The following is a 14,268-nucleotide window of genomic DNA, read 5'->3' on the forward strand; positions in this document are numbered from 1 at the left end:
GGCCATGATGGCCCAAACGCTAGTCCGCGAGCGGATGTGACACAGCAATGTCGCACATTCGGTCGTATGGTCCTGCGACGTTGGCGGCGGCCCCATGGCCGCGCCTGCTCAACCCCCGATTCGCTTCTGACGCACAGGTCGTCGCCGCTTGATGGGTGGGGTTCGTGCATTCGTCCCTGACCCGGTCGTGAATTACGCGAGCAGCTCTTCGCATCGAGCCGGTTTTTGACCGGACGGTGTGGCGCGCCTGCGCGCACGGAGAAAACGTGACCGACACTGTTGCCCTCGAGGTACGCAACGTCTACAAGATATTCGGCAAACGGCAGCGCGAGGTCCTCAAACGACTCCACGCCGGTGCCTCCCGCGACGAACTCACCGCGCAGGGGACCGCTGCCGTCATCGACGCCTCCTTCGAGGTGAAGAAAGGCGAAATCTTCGTCGTGATGGGGCTCAGCGGCTCCGGAAAATCCACGCTGATCCGCATGCTCAACGGGCTCCTCGAGCCCACGGCAGGCAGCGTCACCGTCTACGGCTCGCCGGTCAGCGGCATCCCGGCGAAGCAGTTGCGTGACGTCCGGCGCAAGAAGATCTCCATGGTCTTCCAGCACTTCGCGCTGCTTCCGCACCGCACCGTGCTCGACAACGCCGCGTACGGACTGGAAGTTCAGGGTGTCGGCCTCGACGAGCGCCGCAAGCGGGCTCAGGATGTCATCGACCGGGTCGGTCTTTCCGGCTGGGAAGGCAAGCTGCCCGGGGAACTCTCCGGCGGCATGCAGCAGCGCGTCGGCCTGGCCCGCGCGCTCGCATCCGACACCGACGTCCTGCTCATGGACGAAGCCTTCTCGGCGCTCGACCCGCTCATCCGGCGCGAGATGCAGGAACAACTCGTCGAGCTGCAGCAGGAACTCGGCAAGACCATCATCTTCATCACCCACGACCTCAACGAGGCCATGTTCCTCGGCGACCGCATCGCAGTCATGAGGGACGGTCGCATCGTCCAGGTCGGCACGCCCGACGAGATCCTCACCGACCCGGCCAACGACTACGTCGCCCAGTTCGTCCAGGACGTCGACCGGGCCCGGGTCCTCACCGCTGCGAGCGTGATGGAACCGGCGCGCGCCGTGGTGTCCGGTTCAGCCGGCCCCCGTGCCGCCCTCCGCACGATGCGCGACATGCAGACATCCGCCGCCTTCGTGGTCGGCCACGGCCGCAAACTGCTCGGTGTCGTGCACGACCGCGACGTGCTCAGGCACGTCAAGGCCGGAAACCGCGACCTGATGACGATCGTGCGCAACGATCCGGCAACGGTCGGACCGGACCAGTACCTCGTCGACCTGTTCGAACCGGCAGCGGAAAGCCACCTGCCGGTCGCCGTCGTCGACGAGAAGGGCCGCCTGCTCGGCGCCATTCCCCGGGTGACCCTCCTCGCCGCGCTCGCGAACGTCCCGACGACGACGGGTGAGAACCAGGTCATCGAGACGCCGGCAACCGTCGCCGTCGACGTCATCACCCAAACCCTCCGCGATACCGCCGGCATGACCGACGAAGTCGACTCGAAAACCCGTGTGCCCTCCGACGATGTCGAGACCGCGCGAGAAGGAAGCTTCATCTGATGGATTTCCGTATTCCGCTCGGCCAGTGGGTCGAAGCCTTCGTTGACGTTCTCACCGAAACCCTCCAGCCCGTCTTCGACGTGCTCCGTGCCGTCTTCCTCGGCCTCTACGACCTCGTCAACTGGATCTTCCAGTCACCGCCGTTCTGGATCATCATTCTGGTCATCGCCGTGCTCGGCTTCTTCGCCAAAGGCTGGAAGCTCGCCGTCGGCGTGATCGTCGGGTTCGGACTGATCCTCGCGGTCGACCAGTGGGAGAACGCGATGGACTCGCTGTCCCTCGTGCTCGTTGCGAGCGTTCTCGCCGTCCTGATCAGCGTGCCGCTCGGCATCCTCGCGGCCCGGTCTGACACCGCGTCGCGAGTCCTCAGGCCGATCCTCGACTTCCTGCAGACCATGCCGGCGTTCGTCTACCTCATCCCTGCCCTGATCCTGTTCCGGGTCGGCGTGGTTCCCGGCATCGTGGCGACGATCATCTTCGCGCTCGCGCCCGGGGTCCGGCTGACTGAACTCGGCATCCGCGGCGTTGACAAGGAAGTGGTCGAAGCGGGCCACGCCTTCGGGTCGTCACCGTTCCGCATCCTGCGCCAGATCCAGCTGCCTCTCGCCATGCCGAGCATCATGGCCGGCGTGAACCAGGTCATCATGCTGTCGCTCTCCATGGTCGTCATCGCGGGCATGGTCGGGGCCGGCGGGTTGGGCGGCGACGTGGTCGCCAGCCTCAACCGGATCGACATCGGTCTCGGTTTCGAAGCCGGCCTGTCCGTCGTCATCCTGGCCATCGTGCTCGACCGGCTCACGGCATCCCTCGGTACCCGCAAGGCCCGGGTGAAGAAGGCCGCGGCTGTCCCGGTCGCATCCGACGCCCAGGACGGGCAACTAGCGGCATCGAACGGATCGCTCCTGAAGGCCAAGAAGAAGCGCCGCATCGTCGTCATCGGCATCGCCGCTGCCGTCACGGCCGGCCTGGTCGGCTTCGCCGGATTCGCGAACATCAAACCCGGTGCAGCGGCCGGAGAGAACAAGGATCTGACCCTCGCCGTGTTCAACGGATGGGATGAAGGAGTCGCTACCAGCTGGCTCTGGAAAACCATCCTGGAGGACGAGGGTTACACGGTCGAACTCGAATACGCCGACCCGGCCCCGGTCTTCGAAGGCATCTCGTCGGGTGACTACGACTTCACCACCGATATCTGGCTGCCCCTGACCCACAAGGAGTACATCGACAGCTACGGCGACGAAATCGTCGACCTCGGTGCGTGGAACGACGAATCAAAGCTCACGCTCGCGGTGAACGAGGACGCGCCGATCGACACGATCGAAGAGCTCGCCGCGAACGCCGACCTCTTCGGCAACCGCATCGTCGGTATCGAGCCCGGCGCCGGCCTGACCGCGACCATGGAAGAAGCCGTCATCCCGACCTACGGCCTCGACGACATGGAGTTTCTGACCTCGTCGACCGCCGCGATGCTCTCCGAGCTGAAGTCGGCCACAGACAAGGGCGAGAACGTCGTTGTCACGTTGTGGGAGCCGCACCGCGCCTACGCCCAGTTCCCGATCAAGAACCTCGAGGACACCGAAGGGGCGTTCGGCGCGACCGAGAGCCTCCACAGCTACGGAAGCACTGAGTTCACCGAGTCCTCGCCGGAGGCCGCGAAGATGCTCGAGAACTTCACCATGGACAGTGAAACCCTGATGTCGCTCGTCGAAGCCATGTTCGTGGAGTACGAGGGTGACGACTACGCCCCCGTCGTCGAGAAGTGGATCTCTGAGAACCAGGAGTACGTCGACGGACTGACCTCCTAGGTCGCGTCGAACTCGGATCGCCGGGGTGAGCCACTCACCCCGGCGATTGTCATGTCGGGGCCATCATGGCTCAGAGAATCCCGCCGGTTCCCGGTGGATGAAAGGCTTCACCATGAAGAACAGCACAAAGATCTCAACCGCGGCCGCCCTGGTCGCCGGAGTCGTCGCGCTCACGGGGTGCACCGGAGAAACCAGCTCCGCAGCGATGGAGAACGGTGATGAGAAGGATGTCACCATCGCCGTCTTCAACGGCTGGCCAGAAGGCATCGCGGCGAGTGTGCTCTGGGAGAGCATCCTCACGGATGAAGGCTACGAGGTCGAGCTCGAATACGCTGACCCGGCTCCCGTTTTTGCGGGCCTCGCCGCATCCGATTACGACGTCAGCATGGACGTCTGGTTGCCGCTCACCCACAAAAGCTATATCGAGGAATTCGGTGACGAAGTCGAGGACCTCGGAGCGTGGAACACCGAAGCCAGGAACACCATCGCGGTCAACGCGGATGCCCCGATCGACTCACTGACGGAACTCGCCGAGAACGCTGACCTGTTCGGCAACCGCATCGTCGGCATCGAACCGGGTGCCGGACTGACGATGGCGACCGAGGACCGGGTCATCCCCGGATACGGGTTGGAGGGGATGGAATTCGTGACCTCATCGACGCCCGCCATGCTCACCGAACTCAAAGCGGCTACTGACGCCGGAGAGAACATCGCCGTGACTCTGGCCGAGCCGCACTGGGCATACGAGGTGTACCCGCTGAAGAACCTCGAGGACCCCGACGGAGCCCTCGGCGCTGCGGAATCCATCCACTCCTACGCGGCAAGCGATTTCAGTGAGAGCCACCCGACCGTCGCCGGCTGGCTTGCCGACTTCGAGATGGATCTCGCGACCACGACCTCGCTCGAGAACGCCCTGTTCGTGGAGTACGAGGGCGATGACTACGCCCCGATCGTCGAGAAATGGATCTCCGAGAACCAGGAGTACGTCGACGGATTGACCTCTTAGGACGGATTGACCTCTTAGGACGGATTGACCTCTTAGGTCGACACGCTCCCCCGAAGCCCGGCTCTTCCTCGAGGGCCGGGCTTCGTCGCGTCCGGGCCACGATCTCGACTGCCGAGGGCAAGCGTGCCGCGTGGTTTGATAACCGTTATCATTACGGGTAACGTAAGCGACGTGAACACGTCCCGCCTCGCGCCACTCCTGCTCCTGCCCGCCGCCGCTCTCCTTGTGAGCGGATGCTCCGCCGCCGCGGGCGACACTGCGAGCGAGAGCACAGGCATCCGCGTGGTCTCGTCCACCAACGTGTACGGCAGCATCGCGTCGGCCATCGGCGGGGAACACGTCGACGTCACGAGCATCATCACCTCCGCCGCGCAGGACCCGCACAGCTACGAGGCCAGCGCCCAGGACCAGCTCGTCATCTCGAAAGCGGACCTGGTGATTGAGAACGGCGGCGGATACGACCCGTTCATTGACGCCCTCGTGGACGCCGCCGGTGCGGACGACCTCGAGATGGTGAACGTCGTCGACCTCTCCGGGCTCGCACCGGTCGACGAGGCCGACAGTGCCGACGAGCACGGTGCGGAGGAACACGGTGCGGATGAGGAACACTCGGCCGGCGACGGGCACGGGCACGTCGAGGGGCTCAATGAGCATGTCTGGTACGACCTGGCAACGGCCGACGCACTCGCCAGCACTCTCGCCCACGTCTTCTCGCAGCTCGACAAAGAAAACGCCTCCACCTTCGCCGAAAACTACACGGCGTTCTCCGAGGACATCGCTGAACTCACGGCCTCGACGGATGCCCTCGCGACGGAATTCGACGGAGCCGGAGTGGCGATCACCGAACCGGTCCCGCTGTACCTGCTGGAGGCATCCGGCCTGGTCAACATCACACCGGAGGAATTCAGTTCCGCGATCGAAGAAGGTGCGGATGTGTCGCCGGCAAGTCTCCGCGACACCCTCGCCGTGTTCGAAACCAGCGACGTCGCGCTGCTCGCCTACAATGAGCAGACCAGCAGCCCCCAGACCGAGCAGGTCCGCGCCGCTGCCGAGCAGAATTCCGTTCCGGTCGTGTCCTTCGCCGAGACGCTCCCGGACGGTGAGGACTATGTGAGCTGGATGGCCGAGAACATCACCGCGATCACGGACGTGCTCCGCTCGTGACGGCCGCTGCCCAGCCAACCGGTCATCGTCACCCGAGCAACCCGATCCTCAGCCTGAAGGATGCCGCGCTCGGCTTCGGCGAGCGCGTGTTGTGGAACGACCTCACCATCGACGTGTGTGCCGGCGAGTTCCTCGCCGTTCTCGGCCCGAACGGGTCAGGAAAAACCAGCCTGCTCAAAACGATTCTCGGTCAGCAGCCCCTCGACTCGGGCACGATCGCGTTCGATGGGCACCCGGTTCGCCGCGGCGACCGGCGAATTGGGTACATCCCCCAGCAAAAGCTCATTCCGGGCGGAACGCCGATGCGCGGGCGCGACCTCGTCGCCCTCGGCGTCAACGGCCACCGTTTCGGGATGCCGGTCAGCCGGGGAGCGGAGAGACGGCAAGTGGATGCCCTGCTCGAGTCGGTCGGTGCGTCCGGCTACGCCGACGAACCCGTCGGGAATCTCTCCGGCGGTGAGCAGCAGCGACTGCGGGTCGGCCAGGCCCTCGCCGGCGACCCCCGGATGCTGCTCTGCGACGAACCCCTGCTCAGCCTCGACCTCCAGCACCAGCGCGGCGTCTCCGAACTGATCGATCGGCGACGTCGTGAGCACGGCACCCCCGTCGTCTTCGTCACCCACGACGTCAACCCGGTGCTCGGCATGGTCGACCGCATCCTCTACCTGGCCGGCGGCCAGTTCCGGGAGGGGACACCGGACGAAGTGCTGCGCAGCGAGGTTCTCACCGAACTGTACGGAACCCCCGTCGATGTGCTTCGCACCGGCGGTCGGGTCGTCGTCGTCGGCATCCCCGACAGTGAGACACACCACCACGGCCACGGGGAGGCCGGCGCGTGAGGGCCTCAGTCGTTTCGGCGGTCGGCGAAGACGACCTCTGGTCGCGCCTGTTCAACTTCGAAAACTACGGTGAGCTCCTCGGCCTGGTGCAGAACTCCATCCTCGCCGCGGCCATCCTCGGCGTCGTCGGCGGTCTCATCGGTGTCTTCGTCATGCAGCGCGACATGGCGTTCGCGGTGCACGGCATCAGCGAACTGTCCTTCGCTGGGGCCGCGGCCGCCCTGCTGTTCGGGGCCAACGTCGTGGCCGGCTCCCTGGCCGGTGCCCTCGTCGCCGCCGTCGTGATCGGGATCCTCGGGTCGAGGGCCCGCGACCGCAACTCGATCATCGGCGTGCTCATGCCGTTCGGGCTGGGGCTCGGCATCCTGTTCCTCGCCCTGTACCCGGGGCGCAGCGCCAACAAGTTCGGGTTGCTCACCGGACAGATCATCTCGGTCGACGACCCTCAGCTGACCTGGCTCAGCGTCATCAGCCTCATCGTGCTCGTCGGGCTGCTGCTGATCTGGCGGCCGTTGAGCTTCGACAGCCTCGACGCCGACGTCGCCGCCGCCCGTGGCGTGCCGACGCGGTTCGTCTCGCTGGCATTCATGGTGCTGCTCGGGCTCATCGTCGCCGTGTCGGTGCAGATCATCGGGGCGCTTCTCGTGCTTGCGCTCGTCGTCACCCCGGCAGCGGCGGCACTGCGCCTGTCGGCATCGCCCATTGTCGTGCCGGCTCTCGCCATGGTGTTCGGGTTCGTGTCGGCAGTCGGAGGCATCCTGCTGGCCATCGGCGGGTCGCTGCCGATCAGCCCGTACATCACCACCATCTCGTTCCTCATCTACCTCGCCGCCCGGCTGGTGGGCCTGCGTGCCCGCCCCCGCGCCGGGCTACGCTAGGACCAGGTCGACGGAGGCAAGCGTGGCAGTGAAGAGGAATACCTGGCAACGGGAAGCCGTCCGCGAGGCGCTCGACTCCCGCGACGGTTTCGTGAGCGCGCAGGGCCTGCACCAGGGGCTCCGCGACGCCGGATCCCACATCGGGCTGGCCACCGTTTACCGCGCCCTCGCAGATCTGGCGAGTGTCGGCGAGGCCGATTCGCTGCAGTCCCCCGAGGGGGAGAGCCTGTACCGGGCGTGTGCGAGCACCGGCCATCATCACCACCTGATCTGCCGCAACTGCGGTCTCACCGTAGAGATCGAGGCGACCGAGGTGGAGCGCTGGGCCAGGCAGACGGCATCCGATCACGGATTCACGGATGCCCGACACGTCGTCGACATCTTCGGCCTGTGCACGGCGTGCGCGACGGCGTCGGGCGCCTAGCCTGAGCTGAGCCGGGTACATGGTGCGCAAATCGACCTCCCGTGGCCGGTTCGGGTCGATTCGCGCACCTTGACGGAGATCCGGGCTCAGCCCTCGAAGATCGTCGGGTCCGTGGAGTCGGAGTCGGTGTCGGTGTCGGACTCGTCTTCTTCGCGGCCGGGGAGTCGGCGGTCGCCCGGTCCGCCCGGTCCCACGCGGGGGTCGTCTCCGGAGCGGTCATACGAGATGCCCGGAACGGAACTGACGGCCGAACCGGCCCAGAATCCGCCGCCGAACAGCAGGGCGGATACGATGACAGCCGCGCCGATGAGAAGGAGCACGGTGCGCTTTCCCCACGAGCGGCGCGGCAGCTCTGCTGGCGCGGCAGGATAGGTGAACGCGGACAGCGGATATGGGCCCTGCGCCTGTGCCGGCGACAGGGGTGTCGTGGCGGTCGTGTCCGCTGCCTTCTCTTCAGCGGGCTCGGGAACGGGGCGTGGCTCGGGTCGAGGGGCGACGGGCGTTGGTTCGTCGGTCATGGGTGCCTCCGGTTGCATCGTGCCTGTGTCGATCCTCCGCACCCTTGCTATCAACCGACCAAGAGCGGCCTGCTGACTTGCCGACGGCGCAGTACCGGATGTTTCGCAGACCGACTCGCTGCGGTCTGCGACAGGGCTAGCGTCGGCAGACCAGCGGCCGATACTCTCGGTACTCCTGAATCGAGGTACCGATGTCGATGCGTACGAACGTCACGGTGTTCCGCAGCGGATTGGGCGCAGTGATGGTTCTGTGTGCATCGGCTCTTGTGGGCTGTTCGACGCCTGCGCCTGCGCCTGTACCAACGGTGACGGTCACCGCTACACCTGAGGCGGCAGACATGTACACCGTTCCCGCGGACTGTGACGGTCTTGTTGCCAGCGACGATGTGGGTCGAATCGTCGGGGAGTTGACCGACGTGATCGTCAACGATGGGTCGTTCTCGGCGCTTGAGTGCACCTATTCATCAGGGTTCGAGGGGGACGTGACGTTCACTTACGACTCTGAGCTGCAACTGAGCATCCGGGATCTCAGCGAGGGCTACCAGGCTCAAGGGCGACGATACCTGCCCGGGCTTGGGGAGGCGGCGTTCTTCACCGAGGCATCACCGGATACCGATCCACCCGCTGCCATGCTGTCGATCTTGTTCGGGCAGTCGATCGTCACGATCAGTTCCGAAGAAGTGACCGACCCGGACGTCTTCGTCCAGCTCGGAGAGGCGGCACTGGACGGCATCGACTATCGACCAATGGCCAACGCTGACCCGATGAGAAACCGTCCGGTGGATCCGCTCAGCGCTCCTGGCGGCTGCGAGAATCTGGTCGGTGGCACCGTCGAACTGTTCTTCCCCGGACTCAGCGAGGTTGTGGAGACGCGATACGGTGACGTCCTCCTGGAGTGCGCCTACACAGACGCCGATGACGAAGAATGGGTCACGGTGGCGTGGAAATCAATTCCGGACGCCGACCTGCAGGACTTCCACGACGCCTGGGCGGGTACCGGAGTCGAGCCCACTCCAGGGCTCGGGGACGCAGCCTATTTTGATGCACCTTCCCCAGCCTCGCCCGACAGCGTTCCTGAGATGATCGTGCGAGTCGGCGACGTCACCATGAACATCCTCACCCGCCTCTCCGACGATCCCGAGGTCTTTTCGGAACTGGGCAAGATGATCCTCGACCAGTCGGGGTACGACAAGTGAGAGGGCCGGGGTCTCCACCCCGTTGGGACCCGGACGTTTCGCAGAAGTCCCGGATCTCCTGTACGATAGACCCTTGGCTGAACGGGCACCTCCCGTTCGGATCGCACAAACATCCCCCTGTTGTGAAATGCAGGTGGTTTGCGTGTGCCGACAAGAGATCTTGGGCAGGGCGAAAGTCCTGCGGTACTGAAGGAGAGAACCATGGCAGCAACCTGCCAGGTGACCGGAGCCATTCCCGGCTTCGGACACAACATTTCGCACTCGCACCGACGCACCAAGCGTCGCTTCGACCCGAACGTGCAGAAGAAGACGTACTTCGTACCGTCGCTTCGCCGTAACGTCACGCTCACGCTGAGCGCCAAGGGCATCAAGGTCATCGATGCTCGCGGAATTGAGTCGGTCGTCAAGGACATCCTGGCTCGTGGGGGGAAGATCTAATGGCAAAAGCACAGGACGTCCGTCCGATCATCAAGCTTCGTTCGACGGCAGGAACCGGTTACACCTACGTGACCAAGAAGAACCGTCGTAACAACCCCGACCGTCTCGTACTCAAGAAGTACGACCCCGTAGTGCGCAAGCACGTTGAATTCCGAGAGGAGCGCTAAGCCATGGCCAAGAAGAGCATGATCGCGAAGAACAACCAGCGCAAAGTTATCGTTGAGCGTTACGCGGCAAAGCGCCTCGAGCTGAAGAAGGCCCTCGTGGACCCGAACGGCACCGACGAGACGCGTGAAGCTGCTCGCATCGGCCTGCAGAAGCTTCCCCGCAACGCTTCACCGGTGCGCCTGCGCAACCGTGACGCCGTCGACGGACGCCCCCGCGGCCACCTCTCGAAGTTCGGCATCTCGCGTGTCCGCTTCCGTGACATGGCGCACAAGGGCGAACTGCCCGGCATCACCAAGTCGAGCTGGTAAGCACTCCAGATCTCCCTCGCAACGGGTGTCGACCTTCGGGTCGGCGCCCGTTGCGTCGTTAAGGGGCACATCCGCAGAAAGACGCGGAATTTCGCTCAGGGCGTCATCCAAGGCGTAAAAGGTGGTGTCAAAGTGACGGATGCTGTGACACGCCGCAGAAAAAGTCGCCACAAGAGGCGTATTTCCGCGAGATCATGCGGAACTCTGATACATTCGAGGCGGTCAGACAGACCAACCCGGGCGCAGGATCGGCTCGGGGCACGTTTTGAAACAGGCTGTAAAGCAAAGTCCGAGGAGGACAACTCAATGGCTGATAAGTCGCTTAACAAGACCGAGCTCGTTGCCAAGATCGCATCAGAGACGAACCAGAGCCAGGCGACCGTTGGCGGCGTCCTCGACTCGCTGTTCGGCGTTCTCGCTGACTCCGTCAGCAACGACGTCAAGGTCACCATCCCGGGATGGCTCGCTGTCGAGCGCACCTCACGCGCAGCACGCACCGGCCGCAACCCGCAGACCGGCGCCGAGATCCAGATTCCGGCCGGCCACTCGGTCAAGGTTTCGGCTGGATCGAAGCTCAAGGCTGCCGCAAAGTAGTCGTCTGTAAAGGGGATGCCGCGCACTGCGTGGCATCCCCTTTCGTCGTTAACGGGTGCGAAAGCATCCGCTCACGCTGCCGCCACCCGGTCAGCCGGCCCGGAGGTTCGCGAGCAGGGCACAACGTAGGCTTGAGGTGTGCTTCGCGTAACCCGGATCGTCGGCCCTGCCGTCCTCGTCGCCGTTGCGCTCCTCACCCTCCTGGCCGGACTGGCCTACGGCGGAGGAGCCGACGCGCGTCCCATCGGCGACCCGGGAGCTCTCGTCCGAATCGGACTGCCGATCGCGAAACTGCTGGTGAATATCGGCGCCGCCGTGACGCTCGGGGCCATTGTCCTCGCGCTGTTCGCCCTGTCGCCGAAGAAAGACGAGTACCACCGCGCCCTGGACGTCGCGGCGGCCGGCGCAGCGGTCTACGCGGTCGCTGCCGGCGCCACCGGATTCCTCACCTTCCTGAACGTCACCGGCACCGCCATCACACTCGACGACCAATTCGGCGCCAAGCTCGGCCTGTTCTTCACCGATGTCGAACTGGGGCAGGCCTGGCTCGCCACGACACTCATCGCCGCCACCCTCACGGTGCTGTGCTTCGCGGTGCGCGGCCAGACCCTCATGGTGTTCGTCGGGGTCCTCGCCCTGGTCTCCCTCGTGCCGATGGCCCAGCAGGGGCATGCCGCCGGCACGGCGGGGCACGACGCGGCTGTCACGGCGCTCGGCCTGCACCTCGTCTTCGCCGCGGTGTGGCTCGGCGGGTTGCTCACGATCGTGATCCTCCGAGACACGCTCGGCTCGGGTCGAATCGTCCCGGTGATCGAACGGTACTCGACCCTCGCGCTCGTGTCCTTTCTCGTCGTCGCGATGTCTGGCTACGCCAGCGCCGAACTCCGGATCGGCTCGCTCGAGCGCCTTCTCACCCCGTACGGCGTGCTCGTGCTCGGCAAGGTCGCCGCGCTCATCGCGATCGGGTTGTTCGGGGCCGTGCACCGCAACTGGCTCATCGGCCGGATGAAGACCGCGGCAGCGACCATCGGGCGGTACTTCTGGTGGATCGTGGTGGCAGAGCTCGCCTTCATGGGCATCGCCTCGGGTCTGGCCGCGGCCCTCGCCCGAACGGCCACGCCGATTCCGGAGGAGCTCGCGGCGGCGCCGACCGCCGCCGAACTGCTCACCGGTGAACCACTCCCACCGGAGCTGACCGTCGCGCGCTTCTTCACCACCTGGGACTTCGACCTGATCTGGCTGCTTGTCGCCGCGTTCGGGATCTTCTTCTACCTCGCGGGCGTGGTCCGGCTGCACCGTCGCGGAGATCGATGGCCGGTCCACCGCACCGTGCTCTGGGTCACCGGAATGATCGTGCTGTTCTACCTCACCAGCGGTGGCATCGCGGCCTACCAGGACTACCTGTTCAGTGTGCACATGCTCGTCCACATGGGCCTCGCCATGGTCGTGCCGGTGCTGCTCGTGCCCGGCGCCCCCGTGACACTCGCCATGCGGGCCATCGAGAAGAGGAACGACGGCTCGCGCGGCGCGCGGGAGTGGATCCTCCTGGCCGTGCACTCGAAGTTCGCCGGGGTGATTGCGAACCCGGTCGTCGCTGCCGGGCTGTTCGCCGGGTCGCTGTGGGTCTTCTACTACTCTCCGCTTCTGCGCTGGGCGATGACCGACCACATCGGCCACGAATGGATGATCGTCCACTTCGTCCTCACGGGGTATCTCTTCGTCCAGTCGCTCATCGGGGTGGACCCGGTGCCGTTCCGCCTCTCCTATCCCTTGCGCCTGCTGCTCCTGCTCGCCACCATGGCCGCGCACGCCTTCTTCGGTCTCGCGATCATGTCGAATGTCGGCCTGTTCCTCGCCGACTGGTTCGGTGCCATGGGGCGCACCTGGGGGCCGCCCCCGATGGTTGACCAGCAGATCGGCGGCGGCATCGCCTGGAGCCTGGGCGAGTTGCCGACCATCGCGCTCGCGATCACCGTGGCCATCCAGTGGAGCCGCAGCGACGCACGGGAGCAGAAGCGCGTCGACCGCAACGCCGAGCGCACGGACGACGCCGAGCTCAAGGAGTACAACGAGCGCCTGGCCCGAATGGCCGGACGCGAATAGCCGTTACGCGTTGCCGTCCTCCGCGAGGGTGACCTCCACCGTCCCGTCGGACAGAACGTACACGTTGCCCACCATCGAGAACGGCACGTCGGCGTCGTAGGGCGTGATCGAGCCGTCGAAGAGCGACTGCACGTCGACCTCGAGGTGGGCATCGCCCTGCACGACCGGAATCACCCAGGACTCGGCGCCGGCCTCGACGGTGATGTCCGGGTAGTCCTCGAACGACCATGCCGGATCGCCGGAGATGCGGTCGTCCACGACGATGCCGAAGGGGCATCCGGTTGGCTGGAGCACCTTCTGCTCGGCGCAGGAGTCGAGTTGCTCGTTCACGGCTTCCTGCGCGACCCCGATGAACCAGTCGGTCGGTTCTGCCTCCACAACCGCCTCGTGCAGCTGGGCGGGCTCGTCCACGAGCACCGACTCCTTTTCCGATGCCACGAAGTCGCTGGAGGACTCGAAGACGTAGGCGCCCGGCGTGAACACCTGCACGTTCACGATGTTGTGGAAGGACGGGGCCTTGTCGCCCGTCAGCGACCGGGTGTCGACGTCGAACCCGTTCGCTGAGAACACTGTCGAATGCTCGACGGCGAGGTTCACCACGGCAAGCGGGCTCTGCGCGAACGACCAGGTCGGAATGAGTGGGAACCGCGTGCCCGCGCTCCGCACGAGGAACGTGGATTCGCCGTGCGCTCCGTTGCTTTCGTACGACCAGGTGACGGCGTGCACTCCGTCGCCCTTGTCGGCGTCGTCGATCAGGGCCAGGTCCGTCAGTTCGGGCAGGGTGGCATTCCGGAGCAGCGCATTGGTGCTCCCCTCAGGCAGGCCGGCTTCCTTCAGCTCTGTTTCGTCCAGCGTCACCCCCGGGATCCGGAGCGCGCCGGCGGCATCCTTGCCCTGCAGCTTGCTGAGATAGTGGCCGACGAATGCCCCGGCGCTGTAGACGTCGCGGTTGAGCGCTCCCATGGCGGCGAAAGCCGCGGCGATGAGCATCGCCCCGACGAGCGCCCAGATCAGAGTCGCCTTCGACCGTGCCGACATCGGCGAGGCGGCGGGCGCGGGAGGTTCCGTCCAGCCGGCCGGTGCACTCTGCGGGGTGTGCATCCGGGCGGGGCTTTGGGGCTGGCTCACGCAGCTATCTTATGGCGTCGTGCCACGTCGTCCCTCGGCCGACGGCGACGAACGGATGCCGTTCCACAGGCTCCGTACGCGGCCCC

General features: G+C 65.5%; 14 protein-coding genes and 2 pseudogenes. 14 read left to right on the forward strand and 2 right to left on the reverse strand.

Annotated features, from left to right (window positions below; translation table 11 throughout):
* The first annotated feature begins 266 nt into the window (after positions 1–266).
* The 8 genes and pseudogenes from ABIE24_RS03065 (at position 267) to ABIE24_RS03100 (ending at position 7,729) form a co-directional block, all read left to right on the forward strand.
* A complete protein-coding gene (locus ABIE24_RS03065; RefSeq protein ID WP_354496701.1) occupies positions 267–1,613 on the forward strand; it encodes a quaternary amine ABC transporter ATP-binding protein in 1,347 nt (448 codons plus the stop codon).
* Positions 1,610–2,458, forward strand: a pseudogene (locus tag ABIE24_RS03070) (ABC transporter permease); the annotation flags it as partial. The gene ABIE24_RS03065 and the pseudogene ABIE24_RS03070, both read left to right, overlap by 4 nt.
* A gap of 189 nt (positions 2,459–2,647) precedes the next feature.
* Positions 2,648–3,418 (forward strand): annotated as a pseudogene (locus tag ABIE24_RS03075) (glycine betaine ABC transporter substrate-binding protein); the annotation flags it as partial.
* Between the two features lie 112 nt (positions 3,419–3,530).
* Positions 3,531–4,424 (forward strand): glycine betaine ABC transporter substrate-binding protein, encoded by an 894-nt coding sequence (locus ABIE24_RS03080; protein WP_354496703.1) that lies wholly within the window; start codon positions 3,531–3,533, stop codon positions 4,422–4,424.
* Positions 4,425–4,595: 171 nt separating this feature from the next.
* Positions 4,596–5,588 (forward strand): metal ABC transporter solute-binding protein, Zn/Mn family, encoded by a 993-nt coding sequence (locus tag ABIE24_RS03085; protein ID WP_354496705.1) that lies wholly within the window; start codon positions 4,596–4,598, stop codon positions 5,586–5,588.
* Entirely contained in the window at positions 5,585–6,427 is an 843-nt protein-coding gene (locus ABIE24_RS03090; RefSeq protein WP_354496707.1) for a metal ABC transporter ATP-binding protein, read from the forward strand. Before ABIE24_RS03085 ends, ABIE24_RS03090 begins: the two co-directional genes overlap by 4 nt.
* The gene (locus ABIE24_RS03095; RefSeq protein ID WP_502916230.1) at positions 6,424–7,305 is read left to right on the forward strand and encodes a metal ABC transporter permease; all 882 of its coding nucleotides are present in this window, start codon (positions 6,424–6,426) and stop codon (positions 7,303–7,305) included. Before ABIE24_RS03090 ends, ABIE24_RS03095 begins: the two co-directional genes overlap by 4 nt.
* A 22-nt stretch (positions 7,306–7,327) precedes the next feature.
* The gene (locus ABIE24_RS03100; protein ID WP_354496709.1) at positions 7,328–7,729 is read left to right on the forward strand and encodes a Fur family transcriptional regulator; all 402 of its coding nucleotides are present in this window, start codon (positions 7,328–7,330) and stop codon (positions 7,727–7,729) included.
* Positions 7,730–7,815: 86 nt separating this feature from the next.
* On the opposite strand, the gene ABIE24_RS03105 is transcribed toward ABIE24_RS03100, so the two are convergent.
* The gene (locus ABIE24_RS03105) at positions 7,816–8,247 is read right to left on the reverse strand and encodes a hypothetical protein (RefSeq protein WP_354496711.1); all 432 of its coding nucleotides are present in this window, start codon (positions 8,245–8,247) and stop codon (positions 7,816–7,818) included.
* Positions 8,248–8,585: 338 nt separating this feature from the next.
* Between ABIE24_RS03105 and ABIE24_RS03110 the strand changes: the two genes are divergently transcribed.
* From ABIE24_RS03110 to ABIE24_RS03135, 6 genes are all read left to right on the forward strand, one after another.
* Entirely contained in the window at positions 8,586–9,443 is an 858-nt protein-coding gene (locus tag ABIE24_RS03110; protein WP_354496713.1) for a hypothetical protein, read from the forward strand.
* A 201-nt stretch (positions 9,444–9,644) separates the two neighbouring features.
* Positions 9,645–9,881, forward strand: coding sequence for a 50S ribosomal protein L28 (gene rpmB, locus ABIE24_RS03115; RefSeq protein WP_354496715.1), 237 nt, complete (start codon positions 9,645–9,647; stop codon positions 9,879–9,881).
* Positions 9,881–10,048 (forward strand): 50S ribosomal protein L33, encoded by a 168-nt coding sequence (gene rpmG / locus ABIE24_RS03120; protein WP_091182394.1) that lies wholly within the window; start codon positions 9,881–9,883, stop codon positions 10,046–10,048. The genes rpmB and rpmG overlap by 1 nt, the downstream gene beginning before the upstream one ends.
* Before the next feature lie 3 nt (positions 10,049–10,051).
* Positions 10,052–10,357 carry a 30S ribosomal protein S14 gene (gene rpsN, locus ABIE24_RS03125; protein ID WP_354496718.1) on the forward strand — a complete coding sequence of 102 codons (306 nt, stop codon included), beginning with the start codon at positions 10,052–10,054 and terminating at the stop codon, positions 10,355–10,357.
* A gap of 306 nt (positions 10,358–10,663) precedes the next feature.
* On the forward strand, positions 10,664–10,951 hold the full coding sequence (locus ABIE24_RS03130) for an HU family DNA-binding protein (protein ID WP_354496720.1): 288 nt from the start codon (positions 10,664–10,666) through the stop codon (positions 10,949–10,951).
* 138 nt (positions 10,952–11,089) lie between these two features.
* Positions 11,090–13,054, forward strand: a complete 1,965-nt coding sequence (locus ABIE24_RS03135) for a bifunctional copper resistance protein CopD/cytochrome c oxidase assembly protein (protein ID WP_354496722.1) — start codon at positions 11,090–11,092, stop codon at positions 13,052–13,054.
* Between the two features lie 3 nt (positions 13,055–13,057).
* Here the strand turns inward: ABIE24_RS03135 and ABIE24_RS03140 are convergent, their stop codons facing one another.
* On the reverse strand, positions 13,058–14,182 hold the full coding sequence (locus ABIE24_RS03140) for a hypothetical protein (RefSeq protein ID WP_354496724.1): 1,125 nt from the start codon (positions 14,180–14,182) through the stop codon (positions 13,058–13,060).
* Positions 14,183–14,268: the final 86 nt, after the last annotated feature.

This window comes from Mycetocola sp. 2940, assembly GCF_040548835.1.
Lineage (GTDB): Bacteria > Actinomycetota > Actinomycetes > Actinomycetales > Microbacteriaceae > Mycetocola_A.